Below are 25,214 nucleotides of genomic sequence, written 5' to 3'. Positions count from 1 at the left end.
GCGGCTTCACTGCACCGGCCCATCCACCCCGTCGGGCACGGCGACCGAGAAGAACTCGATGCCCTCCTCGCGCAAGGCCTCGGCCTCGTCGGGGGTGGTCTTGCCGCGGATCTGGCGGTCCTCGGTCTCGCCATAGTGGATGCGGCGGGCCTCTTCCGCGAAGCGCGGGCCGACATCCTCGGTGCGTGCCATCAGCTCGCGCACCGCGTGCAGGTAGGCCGCCTGCATGACCGCCGCGTGGGCGGCCGCCTCGGGTGTCATCGCTGGGCTTCTGACCGGGGGCGTCACCGGGACCGGGGCGGGCAGCCGCTCGCGGGTCTGGCCGGCAGCCACCGGTTCCGGCGGACGGCCAGCGGGAGAAGGCGTGGCCGCACGGGGTTCACGCGCGCCCGACAGGTTCAGGCGCGGCGCCGACGGCAGGCGGTGGATCTCGTGGCTGCTGCAGACCGGGCAGGTCAGCAGGCCGCGCGCCTGCTGGTCGGCGATGTCGGCTTCGGAGCCGAACCAGCCTTCGAAGCCGTGCCCGGCGCCGCATTGCAGATTGAGGACCTTCATGACGCGGAATTATCCGGCGGTGAGGTGTTCGGCTTCGGACTTCCAGGCCAAGTCCCACAGACCAGCACGCCATTGCTGCAGCCAGAGCAGGCCCACAAGGGTCTTGGCATCGGTGACGGCGCCGTCGCGGCACCAGCCGGCCAGCTCATCGGCGGTCGCGGCAAAGGCGTCGAGGAACTCGCCCTCGTCGAGCGAGCGTGGGCCCGCCGTCAGGCCGCGGGCCAGCCAGACCTGGATGTGCTCGGTCGCGTAGGCGATGGCGTTGTGCAGTTGGCCTGCGTAGGCCCACTCGGTGGCCTCGTAGCCGGTCTCCTCGCGCAGCTCGCGCACGGCGCAACGGATGCCGGCCTCTCCCGCCTCCAGCTTGCCGGCCGGGAACTCGATCATGGCGCGCTGCAGCGGGTAGCGGTACTGGCGCTCCAGCAGCAGGCGGCCGTCATCCAGCAAGGGGATCACCATCACCGCACCGTTGTGCACGATGTACTCGCGCGTCGCCTCGCCGCCGTCGGGCAGGCTGACATGGTCACGTCGCACGTCCAGCAGCCGGCCGCGGAAGACCTGTTCGCTGCGCAGCTGGCGCTCGATCAGGTGCTCGTCACCGGTGGGCAGGTCGGCCAGCGTGGGCAGGAGGGGCTTGGCATCGATCGTCATGCTTCGATCCTGTCAGCAAGGCTCGACCCGGTCGAGCCCAGGATGGACGACGGCCCCGCGAGCCGGGGGCTGCACGGGGCCGCGAGAGGCACATCACGCCACGACGGCGTGAGGCGCGGATCAGGTCGCCAGCGCCTTGATGGCGTAGGCGCACATGGCCATCAGGCCGCCCGGCAGCACGCCGAGCACCAGCACGGCCGCTCCGTTGAGCGACAGCACCGCACGGGCCTGCGCCGGCGCCTGGATCGCGCTGGCATCGGTGGCCTCGTCGAAGTACATGACCTTGACGACCCGCAGGTAGTAGAAGGCGCCGATCAGCGACATCATCACCGAGAAGATCGCCAGGCCGATGTAGCCGCTGTCGTTGGTCGAGACCAGTGCCTGCAGCACCGACAGCTTGGCGTAGAAGCCCACCGTCGGCGGAATGCCGGCCAGCGAGAACATGAAGACCGCCATGACGGCCGCCATCAGCGGGTTGCGCTGGTTCAGGCCGGCGAGGTCTTCGATCTGGTCGGCCTCGAAGCCCTGGCGGGCCATCAGCATGATCAGCCCGAAGGTGCCCAGCGTCGTGACCACGTAGGTCAGGATGTAGAACATGGCCGAGCTGTAGGCATTGGCGGCCGACACGGTGTTGCCGTTGATCACGCCCGGCACCAGGCCCAGCAGCACGAAGCCCATCTGCGCGATGGTCGAGTAGGCCAGCATGCGCTTGAGGTTGCTCTGTGCGATGGCGGCGAGGTTGCCGACCACCAGCGAGCAGACCGACAGCACGACCAGCATCTGCTGCCAGTCCACGGCCAGGCCGATCAGGCCGTCGACCAGCAGGCGCATGGCCATGCCGAAGGCGGCGATCTTGGGCGCGCCGGCGATCAGCAGCGTCGCGGCGGTCGGGGCACCGTGGTAGACGTCGGGCACCCACATGTGGAAGGGCACGGCGCCGAGCTTGAAGGCGAGGCCCGAGACGATGAAGACGATGCCGAAGACCAGCACCTGCTTGTTGGGCTCGCCCTTGTTGATGGCCTCGAACACGCCGGCCAGCTCGAGGCTGCCGGTTGCGCCGTACATCATGGACATGCCGTAGAGCAGGAAGCCCGATGCGAGCGCGCCCAGCACGAAGTACTTCATCGCCGCCTCGGTCGCCTGGGCGTTGTCGCGACGCAGCGCGACCAGTGCGTACAGCGACAGGCTCATCAGCTCCAGGCCGAGGTAGATCATCAGCAGGTGGGCGCCCGACACCATGATCGAGATGCCCAGCAGCGACAGCAGGCTCAGCGTGAACAGCTCGCCCTTGAGCATCTCGCGGCTGGCCACGTAGGGCTGCGCATAGACCAGCGTGACGGCCACGGCAACCGTCGCGAAGAAGGTCAGCAGGTGGCCCATCGGGTCCGAGACGATCATGCCGTTGGCGGCGAACTCGGGCGTCGCGTTCTGGAAATAAGCCAGATGCAGCGCGCCATAGACGGCCAGCGTCAGCAGCGTCAGGCGATAGGTCGGGCGACGCTGCGGGTCGGTCACGAAGAGATCGGCCAGCGCGACGACGCAGGCCATCACCAGCAGCACGATCTCCGGAAGGATCGCGTTCCAGTTCATCGATGTCATGGTGCGAGCGGTTCCGTGGATCAGAGTTTCGAGACGCCGACGTGGCGGATCAGTTCCGTGACGGAACTGTGCATGACGTCGGTGAAGGGCTTCGGGTACAGGCCCATCGCCAGCGTGGCGACGGCGAGCACGGCCAGCATCAGGAACTCGCGTGCGTTGATGTCGGTGAGTTCACGGACGTCGTCGTTGGTGACGTCGCCGAAGTAGACCCGCTTGATCATCCACAGCGTGTAGGCGGCGCCGAAGATCAGCGCGGTCGCGGCGAGCAGGCCAATCCAGAAGTTGTACTTGACGGCGCCGAGGATGACCATCCACTCGCCGATGAAGCCGGCAGTGCCCGGCAGACCGCAGTTGGCCATGCCGAAGAAGACCGCGAACGCCGCGAACTTGGGCATGGTGTTGACCACGCCGCCGTAGCTGGCGATCTCGCGGGAGTGGACACGGTCGTACAACACGCCGATGGACAGGAACATCGCGCCCGAGACGAAGCCGTGCGAGATCATCTGCACCAGGCCGCCGGAGATGCCCAGTTCGCTGAAGATGAAGAAGCCGAGCGTGACGAAGCCCATGTGCGCGATCGACGAATAGGCCACCAGCTTCTTCATGTCGTTCTGCACCAGCGCAACCAGGCCGATGTAGATCACCGCGATCAGCGACAGCGCGATGATGACCGGGCCGTAGGTGTGCGCGGCATCCGGCGCGATCGGCATCGAGAAGCGCAGGAAGCCGTAGGCCCCGAGCTTGAGCATGATCGCGGCCAGCACGACCGAGCCGCCGGTGGGCGCCTCGACGTGGGCGTCGGGCAGCCAGGTGTGAACCGGCCACATCGGCACCTTGACCGAGAAGGCGGCGAAGAAGGCCCCGAACAGCAGCGCCTGCGCGGTCATGCCCAGCGGCAGCTTGTGCCAGGCCAGGATGTCGAAGCTGCCACCCGACTTGTAGTACAGGTAGATCAGCGCGATCAGCATCAGCAGCGAGCCGGCGAGCGTGTACAGGAAGAACTTGAAGGCCGCGTAGACGCGCCGCGGGCCACCCCAGATGCCGATGATGATGTACATCGGGATCAGGGTCGCCTCGAAGAAGACGTAGAACAGCAGGCCGTCGACTGCGCTGAAGACGCCAACCATCAGGCCCGACAGGATCAGGAAGGCACCCATGTACTGGTGCACGCGCAGGGTGATGACCTCCCAGGCCGCGATCACGACGATCACGGTGATGAAGGCGGTCAGCAGCACGAACCACACCGAGATGCCGTCGACGCCCAGGTGGTAGTTGACGTTGAAGCGGGCGATCCAGGGCTGAAGTTCCTGGAACTGCATCGCGGCACTGCCGACGTCGAAGCCGGTGATCAGCGGGATCGTGACGAGGAAGCTGACGACCGCGCCGACCAGCGCGATCCAGCGCACCACGCCGGCGTTGTCGTCACGACCGAGGGCCAGCAGCACGGCGCCGAAGGCGATCGGCAGCCAGATGGCGAGAGAGAGATAAGCCATGTTCTTCGTTTCCCCGGCTCAGCGCGCCTGGAACACGAACCAGCTCATCAGCGCGAAGACGCCGACGAGCATGACCAGTGCGTAGTGATAGATGTAGCCGGTCTGGAACAGACGGACCAGCGACGCGATCCAGCCGATCAGGCGAGCCGATCCGTTGACGACCGCGCCGTCGATGATGGCGACGTCGCCACCCTTCCAGAGACCACGGCCGAGCAGGCGGGCGCCAGCGGCGAGCACGTGCTCGTTGAAGGCGTCGAGGTAGTACTTGTTCTGCATCACGGTGACCAGCGGCGACAGCACGCGGCCCAGCGTCGCCGGGATCGCCGGCACCAGCATGTAGAACACGTAGGCGGTCACGACACCGGCCAGCGCGAGCCAGAACGGCAGCGTCGAGACGGCATGCATCGCCATCGCGGCAGCACCGTGGAACTCCTCCGACAGCGTCTGCATGGCCGGGTGGAGGGCTGCGTTGACGAGGATCGCGTCCTTGAAGAAGTCGCCGTGCACCAGCGGGCCGATCGTCAGGTAGCCGACGATGACCGACGGGATGGCCAGCAGCACCAGCGGCAGCGTCACGACCCAGGGGGACTCGTGAGGCTCGTGGGCATGCGCGTGGCCATGACCATGACCATGGTCATCGGCATGGTCGTCGTCGTGCGCGTGGTCGTCTTCCGGCGGAAAGGGCTTGTGGTGAAAGTTTTCCTTGCCGTGGAAGACCAGGAAGTACATCCGGAAGGAATAGAACGCCGTCACGAACACGCCGATCACCGCAGCCCAGTAGGCCCAGTGCGCGGCGGCCAGGTTGCTGGCATGCAGTGCCTCGATGATCGAGTCCTTCGAGTAGAAGCCGGCGAAGAAGGGCGTGCCGATCAGCGCGAGCGAACCCAGCAGCGAGGTGATCCAGGTGATGGGCATGCGCTTCCACAGGCCGCCCATGTTCCGGATGTCCTGGTCGTGGTGCATGCCGATGATCACGGAGCCGGCACCGAGGAACAGCAAGGCCTTGAAGAAGGCGTGCGTCATCAGGTGGAAGACGGCGACCGAGTAGGCCGAGGCGCCCAGCGCCATGGTCATGTAGCCGAGCTGCGAGAGCGTCGAGTACGCGACGACGCGCTTGATGTCGTTCTGGATGATGCCCAGGAAGCCCATGAACAGCGCGGTGATGGCGCCGATGATGAGGATGAAGCTCAACGCGGTGTCCGACAGCTCGAACAGCGGCGACATGCGCGCGACCATGAAGATACCGGCCGTCACCATGGTGGCGGCGTGGATCAGCGCGGAGATCGGGGTCGGGCCTTCCATCGAGTCGGGCAGCCAGACGTGCAGCGGGAACTGCGCGCTCTTGCCCATCGCGCCGATGAACAGGCAGATGCAGGTCACCGTGATGAGCATCCAGTCGGTGCCAGGGAACGGCAGCTTGGCGTACTCGCCGGCCTGCGCGAAGGTCTCGCTGTAGTTCAGCGTGCCGGCGTAGGCGACGATCAGGCCGATGCCCAGGATGAAGCCGAAATCGCCGACCCGGTTGACCAGGAAGGCCTTCATGTTGGCGAAGATCGCGGTGGGCTTCTTGAACCAGAAGCCGATCAGCAGATAGGACACCAGGCCGACCGCTTCCCAGCCGAAGAACAGCTGCAGGAAGTTGTTGCTCATCACGAGCATCAGCATCGAGAAGGTGAACAGCGAGATGTACGAGAAGAATCGCTGGTAGCCCGGATCCTCCTCCATGTAGCCGATGGTGTAGATGTGCACCATCAGCGAGACGAAGGTGACGACCACCATCATCATGGCGGTCAGGCCGTCGACCAGGAAGCCGACTTCCATCTTCAGGCCGCCCAGCACCATCCATTCGTAGACGGTCTGGTTGAAGCGGGCACCGTCCATCACCTGCTGCAGCGTCAGCGCCGACAGCACGAAGGCGATCAGGACGCCGAGGATGGTCACGACGTGGGCGCCGCGGCGACCCACGGTCTTGCCGAAGAAGCCGGCGATCACCGCGCCGGCCAGCGGCGCCAGCGGCACGGCCAGCAGGGTGGTTAGCGAGAGCTCGGTCATTTGTGTTCTTCCCTCTGGCCTCAGCCCTTCAGCGTGTCGAGTTCATCGACATTGATCGTCGAGCGGTTGCGGAACAGCACCACCAGGATGGCCAGACCGATGGCCGATTCGGCGGCCGCGACGGTCAGGATGAAGAACACGAAGACCTGCCCGGCCATGTCGCCCAGATAGTGCGAGAAGGCCACGAAGTTCAGGTTGACCGCCAGCAGCATCAGCTCGATGGCCATCAGCAGCACGATCAGGTTCTTGCGGTTCAGGAAGATGCCGATCACCGACAGCGCGAACAGGATCGCGCCCAGCGTCAGATAGTGTCCGAGGCCGATGGTCATCACGCTTGTCCTTTCGGGGCCGCAGCGGCAGCGGCGTCAGCATCGGGCGCAGCCGGCAGCTCGCGCACGGCGTCCATCTTCACGATCCGCAGGCGGTCAGCCTTGCGGGCACGCACCTGCTGGCTCGGGTCCTGACCCTTCACGTCCTTGCGACGGCGCAGCGTCAGCGCGATGGCCGCGATGATGGCCACCAGCAGCAGCACGGCGGCGATCTCGAGCGGGTACAGGTAGTTCGTGTAGATCTCGATGCCCAGCAGCTTCGCGTTGGGCATGCCGGCCGGGCCCTGCATGGGCTTGGCGGTCGGCAGGTTGAAGCCCCGCATCAGCACGACGGCCATCTCGAGGGCGATGATCACGCCCACCGTTCCAGCCACCGGGAAGTGGTTCCAGAAACCCTGCCGCAGCGCGTCGATGTTGATGTCCAGCATCATCACGACGAACAGGAACAGCACCATCACGGCGCCGACGTAGACGAGCACCAGCGAGATCGCCAGGAACTCGGCCTGAAGCAGCATCCAGACGCAGCTGGCATTGAAGAACGCCAGCACCAGGTACAGCGCCGAATGGACGGGGCTGCGGGCGGTGATGACCCGGAAGGCCGCGAAGAGAAGGATCGCGGCAAAGACGTAGAAGAGCGCGGTGGTGGTTTCCATGTCGTCTCGGGGTACGTCGCGTGAGACCGGCGCAGCAGCAACCGGGCCGTGGGGTCCACGGCCCGCCGCTCGCGCGGTTCAGCGGTACTTGGCGTCCGCCTCCTTGTTGGCTGCGATGTCTTTTTCGTAGCGGTCACCGACGGCCAGCAACATGTCCTTCGTGAAGTACAGGTCGCCACGCTTTTCGCCGTGGTATTCGAAGATGTGGGTCTCGACGATCGAGTCCACCGGGCAGCTTTCCTCGCAGAAGCCGCAGAAGATGCACTTGGTCAGGTCGATGTCGTAGCGCGTGGTACGGCGGCTGCCGTCGGCACGCACGTCCGACTCGATCGTGATGGCCATGGCGGGGCAGACCGCCTCGCACAGCTTGCAGGCGATGCAGCGCTCTTCACCGTTCTCGTAGCGGCGCAAGGCGTGCAGGCCGCGGAAGCGCGGCGACAGCGGCGTCTTCTCTTCCGGGAACTGCACGGTGACCGTGCGCTGGAAGAAATGACGGCCGGTGAGCTTCAGGCCCTTCAGCAGCTCCAGCAGCATGAAGCTGGAGATGAAGTCCTTGAAGGAGAAGTCCTTGACGGGGGCGGCGGCAGACATGGTGGTTTCCTGGTCGGGGCTCATGCGGCTCAATGCCAGATGTTCCAGGGCGACTGCATCCACAGGCCCACGACGATCAGCCAGACAAGGGTGACCGGGATGAAGATCTTCCAGCCCAGACGCATGATCTGGTCATAGCGGTAGCGCGGGAAGGTGGCGCGCACCCACAGGAACATGGTGACGACGCAGAAGGTCTTGATGCCCAGCCAGATCCAGCCCGGGATGAAGCTCAGCGCGGCGATCGGCGCATCCCAGCCGCCCAAGAACATGATGACGGTCAGGATGGAGACCAGCCACATGTTGGCGTACTCGGCCAGGAAGAACATCGCGAACGACATGCCCGAGTACTCGATCATGTGGCCGGCGACGATCTCGGCCTCGCCTTCGACGACGTCGAAGGGATGGCGGTTGGTCTCGGCCAGGCCCGAGATGAAATAGACAACGAAGATCGGCAGCAGCGGCAGCCAGTTCCAGGACAGGAAGTTCAGGCCCATGCTGGCGAAGGCGCCCTGGGTCTGGCTGACCACGATGTCGGTCATGTTCAGGCTGCCCGTCACCATCAGCACCACCACGAAGGCGAAGCCCATCGCGATCTCGTAGCTGATCATCTGGGACGAGGCACGCATCGCGCCCAGGAAGGCGTACTTCGAGTTGGACGCCCAGCCGGCGATGATCACGCCGTAGACCTCGAGCGAGGTGATCGCCATCAGGAACAGCAGGCCGGCGTTGACGTTGGCCAGCGCGACCTCCGGACCGAAGGGCACGACCACCCAGGCGGCCAGCGCCGGCATGATGGTCATGATCGGGCCGAGGAAGAACAGGCCCTTGTTGGCCGCCGTCGGGGTGATGATCTCCTTGAAGATCAGCTTGACCGCGTCGGCGATCGGGGTCAGCAGGCCCCAGGGTCCGACGCGGTTCGGGCCCGGACGGATCTGGGTCCAGCCGATGGCCTTGCGCTCCCACAGCGTCAGGTAGGCCACGCAGCCCATCAGCGGCAGCAGCACGGCGACGATCTTGATCAGCGTCCAGACCACCGGCCAGGCACCGCCCAGCGTCGAGCTTCCGAAGGTTTGCAGGGTATCCAGCATGTTCAGGTCCAGGCTCAGGCGGTTTCGACGTTGACCGGACCGAAGGCGGCACCCAGCGCGGCCGTGGCGGCCAGGCCGGTGCTGACGCGCACGGTGTCGGCGGCCAGGCGGTCATCGCGCACGGCGCTCAGCGTGACGGCCACGCCGCCCTGCGAGACACGCACCTGCGCGACACCTTCGCGCAGGCCCAGCGCGGTCCACAACGCGCCCGGCAGGGCGACCGGGGTGGCGCTGGCGTCAGCGGTCTTCTGCAGCGAGGGGGCGCGGCGCACCATGCTGTCGGTGGCATAGATCGGGGTGTCGGCCAGGCGCTGCAGGCCGGCGACCGGCGCGTTGAGTTGCGCCAGCACGGTGGTGCGGTTGTCCAGGCGGGCCGGGATCGCGGCAACGTCGCCCAGCGCCTGGGCACGGACTTCCTCGACCGTCTCCTGACTGAAGCCCGGCAGGCCCAGCAGGTTGCCCAGCACGCGCAGGACCTTCCAGCCCGGGCGGGTGTCGCCCAGCGGACGCACCACGCCGTGGAAGCTCTGCACACGGCCGTCGGCGTTGACGAAGGCGCCACCGGTCTCGGTGAAGGGCGCGATCGGCAGCAGCACGTCGGCCTGTTCGACATTGGCGCTGAACGGGCTGAAGGCGACGACCATCTCGGCGGCGGCCAGTGCGGCGGCGGCCTGTGCGGCGTTGGCTGCGTCCAGCACCGGCTCGGTGTTGAACAGCAGGTAGGCCTTGCGCGGCTGCGCCAGCATCGCGGCAGCGTCCAGTCCATCGGTGCGCGGGAGCGCGCCGACCAGCTGGGCACCGACGGCGTTGCCGCCCTCGCCCAGGAAGCCGACGCTCGCGCCGGTGTGCTCGCCCAGCCACTGGGCCAGCGCCTGCAGGTCGGCCGCCTGCGGGTGACGCACGGCGGCGTTGCCCAGCAGGATGGCCTTGCGCTGGCCACCCAGCAGGCCCAGCGCGATGGCCTTGGCGATGTCGCCGGCGGCCACGTCGAACGGTGCGGCGATGCCCTTGGTCATGGCGACCGCTGCGGCGATCTCGGCCAGCGAACGGACCCATTCCGAGGGCGCGGCGATGGCCTCGGCGGCCACCGGCATCAGCCAGTCCTCGGCCACACCGTGCACGCGCGTGACCAGCGCGCCGTGACGGGCAGCCTGGCGGATGCGCTGGGCGAACAGCGGGTGGTCCTTGCGCAGGAAGGAGCCGACGACCAGCACGCGGTCCAGCGTCGACAGGCTGGCGATCGAGGTGCCCAGCCACTGCACGCGGGCCGGATCCTGGCGGAAGTCGCTGCGGCCGAGGCGATGGTCGATGTTGTCGCTGCCGAGGCCACGCACCAGCTGCGCCAGCAGGTGCAGTTCCTCGGTGGTCGAGCCGGCCGAGGCGAGCGCGCCGATGGCGTTCGCCCCGTGGTCGCGGCTGATCTGCTTCAGACCGTTGGCGACGTATTCCAGCGCGGTCTGCCAGTCGACCGGCTTCCACTGGCCACCCTGCTTGAGCATGGGGCTGGTGTTGCGGGCGTCGCCGTTGAGGGCCTCGTAGCTGTAGCGGTCGCGGTCGGCGATCCAGCACTCGTTGACGGCCTCGTTCTCCAGCGGAACGACGCGCAGGACCTGGTGGTTCTTGACCTGGACGATCAGGTTGGCACCGGTGCTGTCATGCGGGCTGACGCTCTTGCGGCGCGACAGCTCCCAGGTGCGGGCGCTGTAGCGGAAGGGCTTGCTGGTCAGCGCGCCGACCGGGCAGATGTCGATCATGTTGCCCGACAGCTCGGAGTCCACCGTGCCGCTCAGGAAGGTCGTGATCTCGGAGTGCTCGCCGCGGTGGGCCATGCCCAGTTCCATCTGGCCGGCGATCTCCTGGCCGAAGCGCACGCAGCGGGTGCAGTGGATGCACCGGCTCATCTCTTCCATCGAGATCAGCGGTCCGACGTCCTTCGGGAAGACGACGCGCTTTTCTTCCTCGTAGCGCGAGGCCGACTTGCCGTAGCCCACCGCGAGGTCCTGCAGCTGGCACTCGCCGCCCTGGTCGCAGATGGGGCAGTCCAGCGGGTGGTTGATCAGCAGGAACTCCATGACCGACTGCTGGGCCTTGATGGCCTTGTCGCTCTTGGTGCGCACGATCATGCCCTGCGTGACCGGCGTGGCGCAGGCCGGCATCGGCTTGGGCGCCTTCTCGACGTCGACCAGGCACATGCGGCAGTTGGCCGCGATCGAGAGCTTCTTGTGATAGCAGAAGTGCGGGATGTAGGTGCCCGCAGCCTCGGCAGCATGCATCACCATGCTGCCTTCCTGGACCGAGACCTTCTTGCCGTCGAGTTCGATTTCAATCATGGTGTTCAACCGCGACGCGGCTCACGACGCCCGCTGCGTGCCGTCGGCACGCAGGGTCGGATGGGGGAAGTGGAAGCGCCGCATCTCAACAGGCTTCAGACGTAGGCCGGGACGATGCAGCGCTTGTGCTCGATGTGATGCACGAACTCGTCGCGGAAGTGCTTGAGCATGCCCCGCACCGGCATCGCCGCCGCATCACCAAGCGCGCAGATGGTGCGGCCCATGATGTTCTCGGCGACGTTGTCGAGCAGCGCGAGGTCATCCGGACGGCCGTGGCCGTTCTCGATGCGGTCAACCATGCGCCAGAGCCAGCCGGTGCCTTCGCGGCAGGGCGTGCACTGGCCGCACGATTCATGCGAATAGAAGTAGGACAGGCGCTGCAGGCTCTTGACCATGCAGCGGGTCTCGTCCATCACGATCACGGCGCCCGAGCCCAGCATCGAGCCGGCCTTGCTGATGGCGTCGTAGTCCATCGTGATGTCCATCATGATGTGCGCGGGCAGCACCGGCGCGGACGATCCACCCGGGATCACCGCCTTGAGCTTGCGACCGCCCTTCACGCCGCCGGCCATTTCCAGCAGCTGCGCGAACGAGGTGCCCAGCGGGATCTCGTAGTTGCCGGGACGCTCGACGTCGCCGACCATCGAGAAGATCTTGGTGCCGCCGTTGTTGGGCTTGCCGCACGCGAGGTAGGCCGGACCGCCGTGGCGGATGATCCAGGGCACCGCGCCGAAGGTCTCGGTGTTGTTGATCGTCGTGGGCTTGCCGTACAGGCCGAAGCTCGCCGGGAACGGCGGCTTGAAGCGCGGCTGGCCCTTCTTCCCCTCGAGCGATTCCAGCAGCGCGGTTTCCTCGCCGCAGATGTAGGCGCCGAAGCCGTGGTGCGCATGCAGCTGGAAGCTGTGGTTGCTGCCCAGGATGTTGTTGCCGAGGTAGCCGGCCGCACGGGCCTCTCGCAGCGCTTCCTCGAAGCGCTCGTAGACCTCGAAGATCTCGCCGTGGATGTAGTTGTAGCCCACGGTGATGCCCATCGCGTAGGCCGCGATGATCATGCCCTCGATGACGGTATGCGGGTTGTAGGCCAGGATGTCGCGGTCCTTGCACGTGCCCGGCTCGCCCTCGTCCGAATTGCAGACGAGGTACTTCTGCACCGGCAGCGCACGCGGCATGAAGCTCCACTTGAGGCCGGTCGGGAAGCCCGCACCGCCACGGCCACGCAAGCCGGAAGCCTTGACCTCGGCGATGACCTGGTCGGGCGTCATGCCTGCGCCCTCGCCTTGCGCCAGGATCTTGCGCAGTGCCTGGTAGCCGCCACGGGCCTCGTAGTCGGCCAGGCGCCAGTTGCTGCCGTCCAGGCCCGCATAGATCTGCGGGTTGACGTGGCGGCCGTGGAAGCAGGTCTCGGCGCCGGTCGCCTGGAACGGCGCCAGCACGCGGTCGAGTTCGGTGATCTGTTCAGGCGTCATCGCGTCACGCACCCAGGATGGCGTTGGACTTCAGGGCGTCGACCACCGCATCGAGCTTGTCGTTGCTGAGGTAGCTGATCATCTTGCGGTCATTGACCAGCATGACCGGGGCGTCGGCGCAGGCACCCAGGCATTCGCATTGCTGGACCGTGAACAGGCCATCGGGCGTCGTGCCGCCGGCCTCGATGCCGAGCTTGCTGCACAGGTGCTCCAGCGCGGCCTGGCCGTTGCGCAGCTGGCAAGGCAGGTTGGTGCAGACGTTGAGCTTGAACTTGCCCACCGGCTGCTGGTTGTACATGTTGTAGAAGGTCGTGACCTCGTGCACCGCGATCGGCGCCATGCCCAGCACCTCGGCGATGCCGCGCTCGGCCTCGGGCGAGACCCAGCCCTGCTCCTGCTGCACGATCGACAGGCAGGCCATCACGGCCGACTGCTTCTGGTCGGACGGGTACTTGGCCACCTCGCGCGCGAAGCGCTGCAGCGTGGCGTCGGAGAAGGAGTTCTTGCTCATCGGTCGATCTCGCCGAAAACGATGTCCATGGTGCCGATGATCGCGACCGCGTCGGCAATCATGTGGCCGCGCGACATCTCGTCGAGGGCGGCCAGATGCGCGAAGCCGGGGGCACGGATCTTCAGGCGATACGGCTTGTTCGCGCCGTCGCTGACGAGGTAGATGCCGAACTCGCCCTTCGGGTGCTCGACGGCGGCATAGGCCTGGCCTTCGGGCACATGGAAGCCTTCGGTGAACAGCTTGAAGTGGTGGATCAGCTCTTCCATCGAGGTCTTCATCTCGACGCGCGACGGCGGAGCGACCTTGTGGTTGTCGGTGATCACCGGACCCGGGTTGGCGCGCAGCCAGGCGACGCACTGCTGGATGATCCGGTTGGACTGGCGCATCTCCTCGACCCGCACGAGGTAGCGGTCGTAGGTGTCGCCGTTGACGCCCACCGGCACATCGAAGTCCATGCGGTCATAGACGTCGTAGGGCTGCGTCTTGCGCAGGTCCCAGGCGATGCCCGAGCCACGGATCATCGCGCCGGTCAGGCCCAGGTTCAGTGCCCGTTCGGGCGTCAGCACGCCGATGCCCACCGTGCGCTGCTTCCAGATCCGGTTGTCGGTCAGCAGCGTCTCGTACTCGTCGACCATGGTCGGGAAACGCTGCGTGAAGTCGTCGATGAAGTCGAGCAACGAGCCCTGGCGGTTCTCGTTCAGACGCGCCATTGCCTTGGCGTTGCGGATCTTGCTGACCTTGTACTGCGGCATCGTGTCCGGCAGGTCGCGGTAGACCCCGCCCGGGCGGAAATAGGCCGCATGCATGCGCGCGCCGGAGACCGCCTCGTACATGTCGAACAGGTCTTCCCGCTCGCGGAAGCAGTAGATCAGCATGTTCATCGCGCCGCAGTCCATGCCATGGCAGCCCAGCCACAGCAGGTGGTTCAGCAGGCGTGTGATCTCGCTGAACATCACGCGGATGTACTGCGCACGCTCGGGCACGTCGACACCCAGCAGCTTCTCGATGGCCAGGCAGTAGGCGTGCTCGTTGCACATCATGGACACGTAGTCGAGACGGTCCATGTAGGGCAGCGACTGGATGAAGGTCTTCTGCTCGGCCAGCTTCTCGGTGCCGCGATGCAGCAGGCCGATGTGCGGGTCGGCACGCTGGATCACCTCGCCGTCCAGTTCCAGCACGAGGCGAAGCACGCCGTGTGCCGCCGGGTGCTGGGGACCGAAGTTCAGCGTGTAGTTCTTGATTTCAGCCATGACTGTTGCTCACTCGCGCGCGGTGGACGGGACGGGCCTGGGCGGGCACGTCAGTGCAGGCCGCCGTAGTTGTCCTCGCGGATGATCCGCGGCGTGATCTCGCGCGGCTCGATCGTGACCGGCTGGTAGATGACGCGCTTCTGCTCGGGGTCGTAGCGCATCTCGACGTGGCCAGTGACGGGGAAGTCCTTGCGCATGGGGTGACCGATGAAGCCGTAGTCGGTCAGGATGCGGCGCAGGTCGGCGTGGCCGTCGAAGACGATGCCGAACATGTCGAAGGCCTCGCGCTCGAACCAGTTCGCGCCGCTCCAGATCGGCGTCACCGAAGCCACGACCGGGAAGTCGTCATCGGCCGCGAAGACGCGGATGCGCAGACGCCAGTTGTGCGTCACCGACAGCAGGTGCGAGACAGCGGCGTAGCGCGGGCCTTCGTGGGCACCGTCCTTATAGCCGCTGTAGTCCATGCCGCAGACGTCGAGCAGCTGCTCGAAGGCGAGCTCGGGATGGTCACGCAGCGTGCGCGCCACATCGCCATAGACGAGATGGTTGATCGTCAGCGTCAGTTCGCCGCGTTCGCGCACGAGTTGCGCGGCACGGTCGCCGAGCACGCGCTGCAGCGCAGCCTGGAGGGTGTCGAGTTTTTGCGTCATGACGGTGCCGACATTCAGCGCGCGATGGTGTTTTCGCGACGGATCTTGGCCTGCAGTTGCAGGATGCCGTAGAGCAGTGCCTCGGCCGTCGGCGGGCAGCCCGGCACGTACACGTCGACCGGCACGATGCGGTCGCAACCGCGCACCACCGAGTAGCTGTAGTGGTAATAGCCGCCGCCATTGGCACAGGAGCCCATGCTCAGCACCCAGCGGGGTTCGGCCATCTGGTCGTAGACCTTGCGCAGCGCAGGACCCATCTTGTTGCACAGCGTGCCGGCCACGATCATCAGGTCACTCTGACGCGGGCTGGGACGGAACAGCATGCCGAAGCGATCGATGTCGTAGCGCGAGGCGCCTGCATGCATCATCTCGACGGCACAGCACGCCAGACCGAAGGTCATGGGCCACAGCGAGCCCGTCTTCGACCAGTTGATCAGGGCATCGACACTGGTGGTGACGAAGCCTTCCTTGAGTACGCCTTCAATGCCCATGATGAGTCCTTGTGATCGCGCGCGTCATTCCCAGTCCAGGGCGCCTTTTTTCCACTCGTAGACGAAGCCCACGACGAGGATGCCCAGGAAGACCATCATGGCCCAGAAGCCGGTGGCGCCGATCTCGCGCAGGGAGACCGCCCAGGGGAACAGGAAGGCGATCTCGAGGTCGAAGAGGATGAACAGGATGGCCACGAGGTAGTAGCGCACATCGAACTTCATGCGCGCGTCTTCAAACGCCTCGAAGCCGCATTCGTAGGGGGAGTTCTTCGCCGCGTCAGGGCGACGCGGGCCAAGCAGGAAGCCGAGGACCTGGGGCGCCACCCCTACCCCGACACCGACCAGGATGAAGAGGATGACGGGCAGGTAGTTTTCCAGGTTCATGGTCACAGCCTCGAATCAGGCCAGGGCGATCCCCGGCAGTCACCGGGTCGGGCCCGGTTTGCATCCGCCAAAAACAAGGCGCGCCGTCATGGCCGAGGGGGAAGTCCCCGCTTCAGCCACACACGCAGCGCGCCCACTGTTCCCCTGCCCGACAACCCCACCCCGACAGGATGAGGGCCATCGCTGTCAGGGCGCGAGGCCGGCCGCCGGATGTGCAGCCAACCCTCGGGTCGTCTCAACAACAACAACTTCAAAACTTGGTGCCGACGGCGAGACTCGAACTCGCACAGCTTTCGCCACTACCCCCTCAAGATAGCGTGTCTACCAATTTCACCACGTCGGCATGTCCGCAATCTGACGCTCACCGGGTGAGGCGAACCTCGTTCGGTGCACCTCTTTCAAGGCCCTGCGGCAGTTTCCCGCCACAAGATCCGGGCCTTCGTCAAACTGCCTTTTGCTGCACTGTTTCGCGTGAGGTTTGCTCGACAGCGCAGCCCAGCATTCTATCCCTGACTAGGGTTTCTCTCAAGATGTTGCCCGAGGGAAACGCTCAGACGAAATCCTGATGTCACCCGCGCGCCGCAGACGTCACTTGGACGCAGCGGCCGGTGCAGCACCGGGGATCAACTCGGCACCGGTCGGGGCCGGCGCGGACGCTGCTTCGACGGCCGATGCGGCCGGGGCCGAACCCACGTCCAGCACACTGCCCTGCACGTTGGTGCCGCGCACGTTGCCGAAATAGGCCATGCCCAGCGTCGACAGGAAGAAGACGGTCGCGCAGATCGCCGTCGAGCGCGACAGGAAGTTCGCGCTGCCGGTCGCACCGAACAGGCTGCCCGAGGCGCCACCGCCGAAGGAGGCGCCCATGTCGGCACCCTTGCCGTGCTGGACCAGCACCAGACCGATCATGACGACCGCCGACAGAAGCTGCACCAGCAGCACCAGATTCATGAAGACTTGCATGGGCCAGAAGCTCCGGGAAACACGTGTTGGATGAAAGGGTCGCTCAACCCGCCGCGCGGGCGATGGCGACGAAATCAGCAGCCTTCAGGGCGGCACCGCCGATGAGGCCACCGTCGATGTCGGGCTGGCCGAACAGCACGGCCGCGTTGTCGGGCTTGACGCTGCCGCCGTACAGCAGGCGCATCTGGGCGGCCTGCGGCGTGGCCGCCGCGAGCTGAGCACGCAGCAGCGCGTGCACGTCCTGCGCCTGCTCCGGTGTCGCGGTGCGGCCGGTGCCGATCGCCCAGACCGGCTCGTAGGCCACGACGATCTCGCCGATGCAGTGGGTCAGCGCGTGCACCACCGCCGACAGCTGGCGCTTGACCACCGCAGCGGTCTCGCCGGCCTCGCGCTGGGCCAGCGTCTCGCCGACGCAGACGATGGGCGTGATGCCCCGCGCCAGCGCGGCCTTGGCCTTGTCGGCGACCAGCTGATCGGTCTCGCCGTGGTAGGCGCGACGCTCGGAATGGCCGACCAGCACGTAGCGGCAGCCGAACTCGGCCAGCATCGCCGCCGACACCTCGCCGGTGTAGGCGCCCTGTTCATGGGCCGACAGGTCCTGTGCGCCCCAGCCCAGCGGACCCTTGGCCAGCGTGACCGCGACCTCGGACAGGTAGGGGAAAGGCACGCAGACGGCGACGTCGCAGCCGAAGGGCTGTGCCGCCAGCACGCCCTGAAGCAGCTCGGCGTTGGCCGCGTGGCTGCCGTGCATCTTCCAGTTGCCGACCACCAGCTTGCGCTTGACGCTCATCGTGGGCTCCTGATGTCTCGTGTTCGTTGATAGGGGGACTGCTTGCGGTCAGGCGCGATGCGCCTCACCAGGTCAACACGATCTTGCCGATGTGCTGGTTGGATTCCATCAAGGCATGTGCCTGAGCGGCCTGGGCCGCAGGCCAGGTGCTGTGGATCACCGGCTTGACGGTGCCCGCCGACAGCAGTGGCCAGACACGCGCACGCAGCGCCGCCGCGATGGCCGCCTTGAAAGCGACCGGGCGCGGGCGCAGCGTCGAACCGGTGATCACCAGGCGGCGCCGCAGCACCAGACCGGCATCGAAACCGGCCTTGACGCCGCCCTGCACCGCGATGATCACCAGCCGGCCGTCCTCGGCCAGGCAGCTCACCTCGCGGGCCACGTAGTCGCCGGCCACCATGTCGAGCACCACGTCCACGCCCCGGCCACCGGTCATGTGCAGGGCCTCGGCAGCGAAGTCGTGGCTGCGGTAGTTGATCGCGTGGTCGGCACCCAGCGCGCGGCAGGCTTCGCACTTGTCGTCGCTGCCGGCGGTGGCGATGACGGTCGCGCCGAAGGCCTTGGCCAGCTGGATGGCGGTCACGCCGATGCCGCTGGTGCCACCCTGGATCAGCAGCGTCTCGCCGGCCTGCAGACGGGCCCGGTCGAAGACGTTGGACCAGACGGTGAAGAAGGTCTCCGGCAGCGCCGCAGCCTGCACGTCGGTGTAGCCGTCGGGAACCGGCAGGCACTGGCCAACCGGCGCGGTGACGTATTCGGCATAACCGCCACCCGCCACCAGCGCACAGACGCGCTGGCCCATCGCCAGGCCGGCCGCGGCCAGCGCAGCCTCGTCGCCCGACGCGATCACGCCGGCCACCTCAAGACCCGGCAGGTCCGAGGCGCCCGGCGGCGGCGGGTAGGCACCCTTGCGCTGCAGCACGTCCGGGCGGTTCACGCCGCTGGCCGACACGCGGATCAGGACCTCGCCGGCCTGCGGCTCGGGGCGTGCGCGCCGGGTCGGCTGCAGCACCTCGGGTTCGCCGGGACGGCTGATCTCGATCGCGTTCATGTCGGCCATGGTCGGTCCGGTCGCCCGGTCCTTATTGCTGCTGTTGCTGCTGCTGGCCTTCGGGGGCGTCGCCGCCCTCGACCGCCGGTTGCTCGGCACGGGCAGGACGCTCGCCACGCTCCGGACGATCGCCACGCTCGCGGCGCGGGCCGCGGTCACCGCCGCGATCACCACGGTCGCCGCGGTCACCGTACTCGCGGCGCGGGGCGCGCTCGTAGCGCTCCTCTTCCATGCCTTCCGGACGCTCGATCAGGGCCTTCATCGACAGCTTGATGCGGCCCTTCTCGTCGGTCTCGAGGACCTTGACCTTGACCATCTGGCCTTCGGTCAGGAAGTCGGTGACCTTCTCGACGCGCTGGTGCGCGATCTGGCTGATGTGCAGCAGGCCGTCCTTGCCCGGCAGGATGTTGATCAGCGCGCCGAAGTCCAGGATCTTGGTGACCGGGCCTTCGTAGACCTTGCCGATCTCGGCCTCGGCGGTGATGTCGGCGATGCGCTTCTTGGCCAGCTCGGCCTTGTCGGCATCGGTCGACGCGATCGTGATCGTGCCGTCCTCGCCGATGTCGATCTGGGTGCCGGTCTCCTCGGTCAGCGCGCGGATCACCGAGCCGCCCTTGCCGATCACGTCACGGATCTTTTCCGGATTGATCTTCATGGTGTAGAGGCGCGGGGCGAACTGCGAGACCTCGGTGTTGGCGCCGGAGACCGCCTCGGTCATCTTGCCGAGGATGTGCAGGCGGGCTTCCTTGGCCTGCGCCAGCGCAACCTGCATGATTTCCTTGGTGATGCCCTGGATCTTGATGTCCATCTGCAGGGCGGTCACGCCTGCGGTCGTGCCGGCCACCTTGAAGTCCATGTCGCCGAGGTGGTCCTCGTCACCCAGGATGTCGGTCAGCACCGCGAAGCGGTTGCCGTCCTTGATCAGGCCCATGGCGATGCCGGCGACGTGCGCCTTCATCGGCACGCCCGCGTCCATCAGCGCCAGGCAACCGCCGCAGACCGAGGCCATCGACGAGGAGCCGTTCGACTCGGTGATCTCCGAGACCACACGGATCGTGTAGGCGAAGTCTTCCTTGTTCGGCAGCAGCGGCACCAGCGCACGCTTGGCCAGGCGGCCGTGGCCGGTCTCGCGGCGCTTGGTCGTGCCCATGCGGCCCACTTCGCCGGTGGCGAACGGGGGCATGTTGTAGTGGAAGAGGAACTTGTCGTGGAACTCGCCGGCCAGCGCGTCGATGCGCTGCGCGTCCTGATCGGTGCCCAGCGTGGCCACCACCAGCGCCTGGGTCTCGCCCCGCGTGAACAGGGCCGAGCCGTGGGTGCGCGGCAGCACGCCGGTGCGGATCTCGATCGGGCGCACGGTGCGCGTGTCGCGGCCATCGATGCGGGGCTCGCCCTGCAGGATCTGGCCACGCACGGTCTTGGCTTCCAGCTCGAACAGCAGGTTGTCGACCTCGACGTTGTCGAAGGCGACGCCGGCCTCGGTCAGCGCGGCCTTGACCTCGCTGTAGGCGGCGCGGCAGGCCTGGGTGCGGGCCTGCTTGTTGCGGATCTGGTAGGCGGCCTCGATCTTGGCCAGGCCGAACTCGGCGACCTTGGCGATCAGCGGCTCGTTGCGGGCCGGCGGCTGCCAGTCCCAGGCCGGCTTGCCGGCGTCACGCACCAGCTCGTTGATCGCGGCGATGGCCACACGGGCCTGCTCGTGGCCGTAGACGACGGCGCCCAGCATGATGTCCTCGGACAGCTGGTCGGCTTCGGACTCGACCATCAGCACGGCGGCATCGGTGCCGGCGACGACCAGGTCGAGCTTGGAGCCCTTCAGGTCGGTCGGGCCCGGGTTGAGCACGTATTCGCCGTTGACGTAGCCCACGCGGGCAGCACCGACCGGGCCGTTGAACGGGATGCCCGAGATCGCCAGCGCGGCGCTCGAGCCGATCAGCGCGGCGATGTCGGCCGACGCTTCCGGGTTCAGCGACAGCGTGTGGATGACGACGTGGACCTCGTTGTAGAAGCCCTCGGGGAACAGCGGACGCAGCGGACGGTCGATCAGGCGGCTGGTCAGCACCTCCAGCTCGGAGGGCTTGGCCTCGCGCTTGAAGAAGCTGCCGGGGATCTTGCCGGCCGCGTAAGCCTTCTCGATGTAGTCGACGGTCAGGGGGAAGAAGTCCTGGCCCGGCTTCGGGTTCTTGGCGCCGACGACGGTCGCCAGCACCACGGTGCCGTCGATGTCGACGATGACCGCGCCGCTGGCCTGGCGCGAGACCTCGCCGGTCTCGAGCGTGACGATGTGCTGACCCCACTGGAAGGTCTTGGTGACTTTGTTGAACATGGTCATGGTGCGTTCTCCTGGTGCAGGCATCCGGTGGGCGGGATGCGGCGCCTGGAGCCGGTCACGACGTGGCGCAATGCCATTCCAGCGAGGCCGGCTGCACGTCGCGGGGCGACGGCCGATCTCGGTGGAATGACACAGCAGCGCACACGGCTGCCGGTCTCCGGTTGACGGGTTGCGGGACGGGAGAAAAGAGCGTGAGGGCGGCGACACCGCCGGCGGGCACCTTGCGGAGCGAAAGGCCGAAGCCCCGCAGAAACGGACCCGCCAAACGCAAAGAGCCTGTGCTGGAGAGCATCCAGGCAACAGGCTCTTCGCGGCATGGCGTGCTTACTTGCGCAGGCCCAGCTTCTGGATCAGCGCGGTGTAGCGGTCAGCGTCCTTGCCCTTGAGGTAGTCGAGCAGCTTGCGACGGCGGCTCACCATCTTCAGCAGGCCGCGACGACCGTGGTGGTCCTTGGCGTTGGCCTTGAAGTGGGGGGTCAGGTGGTTGATGCGTGCGGTCAGCAGAGCGACCTGCACTTCGGGCGATCCGGTGTCACCGGTGCCACGGGCGTTGGAGGCGACGATCTCGGCCTTGTTGATCTCGGACATCTCGATTTCCTTGATGGTTCGAAACCGCGCCATCCGGCCATGTCGTAGATGGGCCGTCGCGTCGGTTTCGAGGTTGCCACTTGCGGTCAGGGGGTGAAACCGACCCCCGCCGTGCGTATCCCGCAGGTCGCGTGGCTCGCCAGAAAACGAGCCGCCGCCACCTGCGAAGCCGGCGATTATAGACGCAGCGCCCCGGCCAGCCGCTCCACGCCCTGCAGCAGGCGATCGGGCGTGCGCGAGGCGAAGCACCAGCGCAGCCAGCCTTCGCCGCTGCCGCCGAAGGCCACGCCCGGCGCCAGGCCCAGGCCATGCTCGACCACCAGGCGCTTGGCGAAGGCCAGCGAGTCGTCCTGCCCCGGCACCCGCAGGAAGGCGTACATCGCGCCGGGCGGGCTGGCCAGTTCCAGGCCGGGCAGCCCCTGGAGCGCGCCCACCAGCGTGTCGCGGCAGCGCCGCAGGTGGGCCTGCAGCGCCGGCACCGCCTGCGGCGCGGCGGCCAGCGCGGCCATGCCGGCGCGCTGCACGAACACCGGGGCGCAGGAGGTGTTGAACTCGATCAGCTTGCCCAGGTGCGCCACCACGCTGGCCGGCGCGACCAGGTTGCCCAGCCGCCAGCCGGTCATCAGGAAGCTCTTGGAGAAGCTGTGCACCACGATCAGCCGGTCCTCGGGCTCGGCGACGTCGAGGAAGCTGGGCGCGCAGGCCTCGCCCGCATCGCCGTAGTACAGGCGCTCGTAGACCTCGTCCGACAGGATCCAGGTGCCGGTGCGCCGGCAGTGCGCCAGGATGGCCTGCTGCTCGTCGCGCGACAGCGTCCAGCCGGTCGGGTTGTTGGGCGCGTTGACGATCAGCACCCGCGTGGCCGGCGTGATCGCCGCCAGCAACTCGTCGAGGTCCAGCCGCCAGGCCCCCGCCGTCGCGCGCAGGCTGACGCAGCGCACCCGCGCGCCGAGGATGGCCGGCTGGGCGGTCAGGTTGGGCCAGACCGGCACGACCGCGACGACCTCGTCGCCGGCATCGACCAGCGCCTGCTGCGCCACCATCAGCGCGCTGACGCCCGAGGACGTCACCGCGATGCGCTCGGCGCCGACCGGCCGGTGCAGGCCGCTGACATAGCGCGCCAGCGCCTCGCGCAGCGCGGGCAGACCGAGGTTGTGGGCGTAGAAGGTCTCGCCGCCCTCGATCGAGGCGATGGCGGCCTCGCGCACGCCGATCGGCGTGACCTCGTCGCTCTCGCCGAACCAGAACGCGAGCACGTCGCTGCGGCCCAGGCCGGCGTTGGCGACCTCGCGGATGCGCGAGGCGGGCAGGTCTTCGATGACGGTGCGCAGGGCAGGCTTCATGGCGGGCAATCCGGTGTATCGACGTGCGGAGGCGGGACTTGCGCGGCTCAGACCGAACCCAGGTCCCAGCGCGGCAGCACGTCGAAGTGGTAGTCGGTGGTCGGGCGCGCGCGCCCGGCGCGCAGCCGCATCGCGCCGGCCAGGGCGATCATGGCGCCGTTGTCGGTGCACAGGTGCAGCTCCGGGTAGTGGACCCGGATGCGGCGACGCCGGCAAGCCTCGTCGAGCTGGCGGCGCAGCTCGCGGTTGGCGCCCACGCCACCGGCGACGACCAGCCGGTCCAGCCCGCTCGCCTTCAGCGCCAGCAGCGACTTGGCCACCAGCACGTCGACGATGGCGGCCTGGGTCGACGCGGCCAGGTCGGCCTTGCGGGCCTCATCGAAGGTGCCGGCCGCCTCCAGCTTCTTCTGCTGGGTCCAGACCGCCGTCTTCAGGCCGGCGAAGGAAAAGTCCAGCTCGGTGCCGCGCAGCAGCGGCCGAGGCAGCGCGAACGCCTTCGGGTCGCCCTGTGTGGCCAGCGCGGCCAGCGCCGGGCCGCCGGGATAGCCCAGCCCGAGCATCTTGGCCGCCTTGTCGAAGGCCTCGCCGGCGGCGTCGTCGATGGTCTCGCCCAGAAGTTGGTAGGCACCCACCCCGTCGACCCGCATCAGCTGGGTGTGGCCGCCCGAGACCAGCAGCGCCACGAACGGGAACTGCGGTGGGTCAGACGACAGGAAGGGCGACAGCAGGTGGCCTTCGAGGTGGTGCACCCCCAGCACCGGCCGGTCCAGCGCCAGGCCCAGCGCGCAGGCCATGCCGGCGCCGACCAGCAGCGCACCAGCCAGGCCGGGGCCACGTGTGTAGGCGATCACGTCGACCGCATCGAGCGCCTGTCCAGCCTCGGCCAGTGTCTGGCGCAGCAGCGGCACGACGCGGCGGATGTGGTCGCGCGAGGCCAGCTCGGGCACCACGCCACCGTAGGCCTGGTGCATGTCGATCTGGCTGTGCAGCGCATGGGCCAGCAGGCGTGCCGGTTGCTGGCCGGCCCGGCCGTCGGGCAGTTCGACCAGCGCGATGCCGGTCTCGTCGCAGGACGACTCGATGCCCAGCACCCGCAGCGGCGCGGCCTGCTGCCAGGCGTCGGCGGGACGCGGCGCGGCAATCATCGCGCCGGGCGGTTCGCCAGCCACAGCACCAGCACGCCGCCGGCCACCATCGGCACGCACAGCCACTGGCCCATGCTCATGCCCAGGGCCAGCAAGCCCAGGAAGGCGTCGGGCTCGCGGAAGTATTCGGCGATGAAGCGCATGCTGCCGTAGCCGATCAGGAACCAGCCGCTGACGCGGCCCCAGACGCGCCGGCCCTGGCCGTCCTCGTGCGTGGCCGGGCGGCGCGCGTACAGCCACAGCAGCACGGCCAGCGACAGGCCCTCGAGACCGAACTGGTAGAGCTGCGACGGGTGGCGCGCGACCAGGCTCTCGCTCTGCGGGAACACCATCGCCCAGGGCAGCGACGGGTCGGCGGCGCGGCCCCAGAGTTCGCCATTGATGAAGTTTCCGATGCGCCCGCAGGCCAGCCCGGTCGGCACGCAGGGCGCGATCAGGTCGGTGACCTCGAAGACGCGCCGGCCACGCAGCTTCGCAAACAGCAGCATCGCCACGATCACGCCGATCAGCCCGCCGTGGAAGGCCATGCCGCCCTTCCAGACGGCCGGAATCTCGGCCAGGTTGTGCAGGTAGTACAGCGGCTTGTAGAACAGCACGTAGCCCAGCCGGCCGCCGAGGATGACGCCGACCACGCCGAAGAACAGCAGGTCCTCGACGTCACGTGGCGTCCAGCCACCGGCCGCATACGGCGCCTGCCGGATGCGGCGCGTGGCCAGGAAATAGAAGAGCCCGAAAGCTGCCAGATAGGTCAGCCCGTACCAGTGGATCTGGAAGAAACCCAGGTCGAGCGCGATGGGATTGAACTGCGGGTGGACCAGCATGGGGCGCGATCATAAGGGTCGTCCCCAGGGGCCCGCATGACGAGCAGGCCCCCAGGACACGCGTCCCACCGACCGAACCACGCACCTT

24 protein-coding genes and 1 tRNA gene are annotated in these 25,214 nt (G+C 67.4%); all 25 read right to left on the bottom strand.

Features of this window, described 5'->3' with window-relative positions; all coding sequences use genetic code 11:
* Positions 1 to 6 precede the first annotated feature (6 nt).
* The gene (locus Q8X39_RS16020) at positions 7 to 555 is read right to left on the bottom strand and encodes a DUF1178 family protein (protein ID WP_305750681.1); all 549 of its coding nucleotides are present in this window, start codon (positions 553 to 555) and stop codon (positions 7 to 9) included.
* Positions 556 to 564: 9 nt separating this feature from the next.
* Complete coding sequence (locus Q8X39_RS16015; RefSeq protein ID WP_305750680.1) at positions 565 to 1,206, bottom strand: NUDIX domain-containing protein; 642 nt, start codon at positions 1,204 to 1,206, stop codon at positions 565 to 567.
* A gap of 120 nt (positions 1,207 to 1,326) precedes the next feature.
* Entirely contained in the window at positions 1,327 to 2,805 is a 1,479-nt protein-coding gene (gene nuoN / locus Q8X39_RS16010) for an NADH-quinone oxidoreductase subunit NuoN (RefSeq protein WP_305750679.1), read from the bottom strand.
* 20 nt (positions 2,806 to 2,825) lie between these two features.
* A complete protein-coding gene (locus tag Q8X39_RS16005; protein ID WP_305750678.1) occupies positions 2,826 to 4,298 on the bottom strand; it encodes an NADH-quinone oxidoreductase subunit M in 1,473 nt (490 codons plus the stop codon).
* 18 nt (positions 4,299 to 4,316) lie between these two features.
* Positions 4,317 to 6,350 (bottom strand): NADH-quinone oxidoreductase subunit L, encoded by a 2,034-nt coding sequence (gene nuoL, locus Q8X39_RS16000; protein ID WP_305750677.1) that lies wholly within the window; start codon positions 6,348 to 6,350, stop codon positions 4,317 to 4,319.
* A 20-nt stretch (positions 6,351 to 6,370) separates the two neighbouring features.
* The gene (nuoK, locus tag Q8X39_RS15995; protein WP_305750676.1) at positions 6,371 to 6,679 is read right to left on the bottom strand and encodes an NADH-quinone oxidoreductase subunit NuoK; all 309 of its coding nucleotides are present in this window, start codon (positions 6,677 to 6,679) and stop codon (positions 6,371 to 6,373) included.
* Positions 6,679 to 7,332, bottom strand: a complete 654-nt coding sequence (locus Q8X39_RS15990; RefSeq protein ID WP_305750675.1) for an NADH-quinone oxidoreductase subunit J — start codon at positions 7,330 to 7,332, stop codon at positions 6,679 to 6,681. The genes nuoK and Q8X39_RS15990 overlap by 1 nt, the downstream gene beginning before the upstream one ends.
* Before the next feature lie 78 nt (positions 7,333 to 7,410).
* Complete coding sequence (gene nuoI, locus Q8X39_RS15985; protein WP_305750674.1) at positions 7,411 to 7,923, bottom strand: NADH-quinone oxidoreductase subunit NuoI; 513 nt, start codon at positions 7,921 to 7,923, stop codon at positions 7,411 to 7,413.
* A gap of 29 nt (positions 7,924 to 7,952) precedes the next feature.
* Positions 7,953 to 9,011 carry an NADH-quinone oxidoreductase subunit NuoH gene (gene nuoH, locus Q8X39_RS15980; protein ID WP_305750673.1) on the bottom strand — a complete coding sequence of 353 codons (1,059 nt, stop codon included), beginning with the start codon at positions 9,009 to 9,011 and terminating at the stop codon, positions 7,953 to 7,955.
* 14 nt (positions 9,012 to 9,025) lie between these two features.
* Positions 9,026 to 11,341 carry an NADH-quinone oxidoreductase subunit NuoG gene (gene nuoG / locus Q8X39_RS15975; protein ID WP_305750672.1) on the bottom strand — a complete coding sequence of 772 codons (2,316 nt, stop codon included), beginning with the start codon at positions 11,339 to 11,341 and terminating at the stop codon, positions 9,026 to 9,028.
* Positions 11,342 to 11,436: 95 nt separating this feature from the next.
* Positions 11,437 to 12,807, bottom strand: a complete 1,371-nt coding sequence (gene nuoF, locus Q8X39_RS15970) for an NADH-quinone oxidoreductase subunit NuoF (RefSeq protein WP_305750671.1) — start codon at positions 12,805 to 12,807, stop codon at positions 11,437 to 11,439.
* A gap of 4 nt (positions 12,808 to 12,811) precedes the next feature.
* Entirely contained in the window at positions 12,812 to 13,318 is a 507-nt protein-coding gene (locus Q8X39_RS15965; protein WP_305750670.1) for an NADH-quinone oxidoreductase subunit NuoE family protein, read from the bottom strand.
* Entirely contained in the window at positions 13,315 to 14,568 is a 1,254-nt protein-coding gene (locus Q8X39_RS15960; RefSeq protein WP_305750669.1) for an NADH-quinone oxidoreductase subunit D, read from the bottom strand. Before Q8X39_RS15960 ends, Q8X39_RS15965 begins: the two co-directional genes overlap by 4 nt.
* Positions 14,569 to 14,618: 50 nt before the next feature.
* Positions 14,619 to 15,218, bottom strand: a complete 600-nt coding sequence (locus Q8X39_RS15955) for an NADH-quinone oxidoreductase subunit C (protein ID WP_305750668.1) — start codon at positions 15,216 to 15,218, stop codon at positions 14,619 to 14,621.
* Positions 15,219 to 15,232: 14 nt separating this feature from the next.
* Positions 15,233 to 15,709, bottom strand: a complete 477-nt coding sequence (locus Q8X39_RS15950) for a NuoB/complex I 20 kDa subunit family protein (RefSeq protein WP_130480622.1) — start codon at positions 15,707 to 15,709, stop codon at positions 15,233 to 15,235.
* A 24-nt stretch (positions 15,710 to 15,733) separates the two neighbouring features.
* Positions 15,734 to 16,093, bottom strand: a complete 360-nt coding sequence (locus Q8X39_RS15945) for an NADH-quinone oxidoreductase subunit A (protein WP_305750667.1) — start codon at positions 16,091 to 16,093, stop codon at positions 15,734 to 15,736.
* Between the two features lie 258 nt (positions 16,094 to 16,351).
* A tRNA-Leu gene (locus tag Q8X39_RS15940) sits at positions 16,352 to 16,436 on the bottom strand.
* Between the two features lie 245 nt (positions 16,437 to 16,681).
* A complete protein-coding gene (gene secG / locus Q8X39_RS15935; protein WP_305750666.1) occupies positions 16,682 to 17,056 on the bottom strand; it encodes a preprotein translocase subunit SecG in 375 nt (124 codons plus the stop codon).
* A gap of 43 nt (positions 17,057 to 17,099) precedes the next feature.
* Positions 17,100 to 17,846: a triose-phosphate isomerase gene (tpiA, locus tag Q8X39_RS15930; protein ID WP_305750665.1), complete on the bottom strand. Its 747-nt coding sequence runs from the start codon at positions 17,844 to 17,846 to the stop codon at positions 17,100 to 17,102.
* A 64-nt stretch (positions 17,847 to 17,910) separates the two neighbouring features.
* Entirely contained in the window at positions 17,911 to 18,897 is a 987-nt protein-coding gene (locus Q8X39_RS15925) for an NAD(P)H-quinone oxidoreductase (protein WP_305750751.1), read from the bottom strand.
* Between the two features lie 31 nt (positions 18,898 to 18,928).
* Entirely contained in the window at positions 18,929 to 21,229 is a 2,301-nt protein-coding gene (gene pnp, locus Q8X39_RS15920) for a polyribonucleotide nucleotidyltransferase (protein WP_305750664.1), read from the bottom strand.
* Positions 21,230 to 21,553: 324 nt separating this feature from the next.
* Complete coding sequence (rpsO, locus tag Q8X39_RS15915; RefSeq protein WP_407068021.1) at positions 21,554 to 21,817, bottom strand: 30S ribosomal protein S15; 264 nt, start codon at positions 21,815 to 21,817, stop codon at positions 21,554 to 21,556.
* 176 nt (positions 21,818 to 21,993) lie between these two features.
* The gene (locus Q8X39_RS15910) at positions 21,994 to 23,160 is read right to left on the bottom strand and encodes a pyridoxal phosphate-dependent aminotransferase (RefSeq protein ID WP_407068020.1); all 1,167 of its coding nucleotides are present in this window, start codon (positions 23,158 to 23,160) and stop codon (positions 21,994 to 21,996) included.
* Positions 23,161 to 23,207: 47 nt separating this feature from the next.
* Positions 23,208 to 24,305: a tRNA (adenosine(37)-N6)-threonylcarbamoyltransferase complex transferase subunit TsaD gene (gene tsaD, locus Q8X39_RS15905; RefSeq protein ID WP_305750663.1), complete on the bottom strand. Its 1,098-nt coding sequence runs from the start codon at positions 24,303 to 24,305 to the stop codon at positions 23,208 to 23,210.
* Positions 24,302 to 25,126, bottom strand: coding sequence for a prolipoprotein diacylglyceryl transferase (gene lgt / locus Q8X39_RS15900; RefSeq protein WP_305750662.1), 825 nt, complete (start codon positions 25,124 to 25,126; stop codon positions 24,302 to 24,304). The genes tsaD and lgt overlap by 4 nt, the downstream gene beginning before the upstream one ends.
* Positions 25,127 to 25,214 lie beyond the last annotated feature (88 nt).

It is taken from the genome of Leptothrix discophora (assembly GCF_030705305.1).
Lineage (GTDB): Bacteria > Pseudomonadota > Gammaproteobacteria > Burkholderiales > Burkholderiaceae_C > Sphaerotilus > Sphaerotilus discophorus.
Note: the sequence above shows the minus strand (reverse complement) of the source record. Positions and strands in the feature narration are given on the sequence as shown.

Coding starts and splice junctions, on each gene's coding strand:
- nuoN (WP_305750679.1), bottom strand. CDS start 2,805: ATGACATCGATGAACTGGAACGCGATCCTTCCGGAGATCGTGCTGCTG.
- Q8X39_RS16005 (WP_305750678.1), bottom strand. CDS start 4,298: ATGGCTTATCTCTCTCTCGCCATCTGGCTGCCGATCGCCTTCGGCGCC.
- rpsO (WP_407068021.1), bottom strand. CDS start 21,817: ATGTCCGAGATCAACAAGGCCGAGATCGTCGCCTCCAACGCCCGTGGC.
- Q8X39_RS16015 (WP_305750680.1), bottom strand. CDS start 1,206: ATGACGATCGATGCCAAGCCCCTCCTGCCCACGCTGGCCGACCTGCCC.
- nuoG (WP_305750672.1), bottom strand. CDS start 11,341: ATGATTGAAATCGAACTCGACGGCAAGAAGGTCTCGGTCCAGGAAGGC.
- nuoH (WP_305750673.1), bottom strand. CDS start 9,011: ATGCTGGATACCCTGCAAACCTTCGGAAGCTCGACGCTGGGCGGTGCC.
- Q8X39_RS15950 (WP_130480622.1), bottom strand. CDS start 15,709: ATGGGCATTGAAGGCGTACTCAAGGAAGGCTTCGTCACCACCAGTGTC.
- nuoF (WP_305750671.1), bottom strand. CDS start 12,807: ATGACGCCTGAACAGATCACCGAACTCGACCGCGTGCTGGCGCCGTTC.
- Q8X39_RS15945 (WP_305750667.1), bottom strand. CDS start 16,093: ATGAACCTGGAAAACTACCTGCCCGTCATCCTCTTCATCCTGGTCGGT.
- secG (WP_305750666.1), bottom strand. CDS start 17,056: ATGCAAGTCTTCATGAATCTGGTGCTGCTGGTGCAGCTTCTGTCGGCG.
- lgt (WP_305750662.1), bottom strand. CDS start 25,126: ATGCTGGTCCACCCGCAGTTCAATCCCATCGCGCTCGACCTGGGTTTC.
- Q8X39_RS16020 (WP_305750681.1), bottom strand. CDS start 555: ATGAAGGTCCTCAATCTGCAATGCGGCGCCGGGCACGGCTTCGAAGGC.
- Q8X39_RS15965 (WP_305750670.1), bottom strand. CDS start 13,318: ATGAGCAAGAACTCCTTCTCCGACGCCACGCTGCAGCGCTTCGCGCGC.
- Q8X39_RS15955 (WP_305750668.1), bottom strand. CDS start 15,218: ATGACGCAAAAACTCGACACCCTCCAGGCTGCGCTGCAGCGCGTGCTC.
- nuoK (WP_305750676.1), bottom strand. CDS start 6,679: ATGACCATCGGCCTCGGACACTATCTGACGCTGGGCGCGATCCTGTTC.
- Q8X39_RS15960 (WP_305750669.1), bottom strand. CDS start 14,568: ATGGCTGAAATCAAGAACTACACGCTGAACTTCGGTCCCCAGCACCCG.
- nuoI (WP_305750674.1), bottom strand. CDS start 7,923: ATGTCTGCCGCCGCCCCCGTCAAGGACTTCTCCTTCAAGGACTTCATC.
- Q8X39_RS15990 (WP_305750675.1), bottom strand. CDS start 7,332: ATGGAAACCACCACCGCGCTCTTCTACGTCTTTGCCGCGATCCTTCTC.
- pnp (WP_305750664.1), bottom strand. CDS start 21,229: ATGACCATGTTCAACAAAGTCACCAAGACCTTCCAGTGGGGTCAGCAC.
- tpiA (WP_305750665.1), bottom strand. CDS start 17,846: ATGAGCGTCAAGCGCAAGCTGGTGGTCGGCAACTGGAAGATGCACGGC.
- nuoL (WP_305750677.1), bottom strand. CDS start 6,350: ATGACCGAGCTCTCGCTAACCACCCTGCTGGCCGTGCCGCTGGCGCCG.
- Q8X39_RS15910 (WP_407068020.1), bottom strand. CDS start 23,160: ATGAAGCCTGCCCTGCGCACCGTCATCGAAGACCTGCCCGCCTCGCGC.
- tsaD (WP_305750663.1), bottom strand. CDS start 24,305: ATGATTGCCGCGCCGCGTCCCGCCGACGCCTGGCAGCAGGCCGCGCCG.
- Q8X39_RS15925 (WP_305750751.1), bottom strand. CDS start 18,897: ATGAACGCGATCGAGATCAGCCGTCCCGGCGAACCCGAGGTGCTGCAG.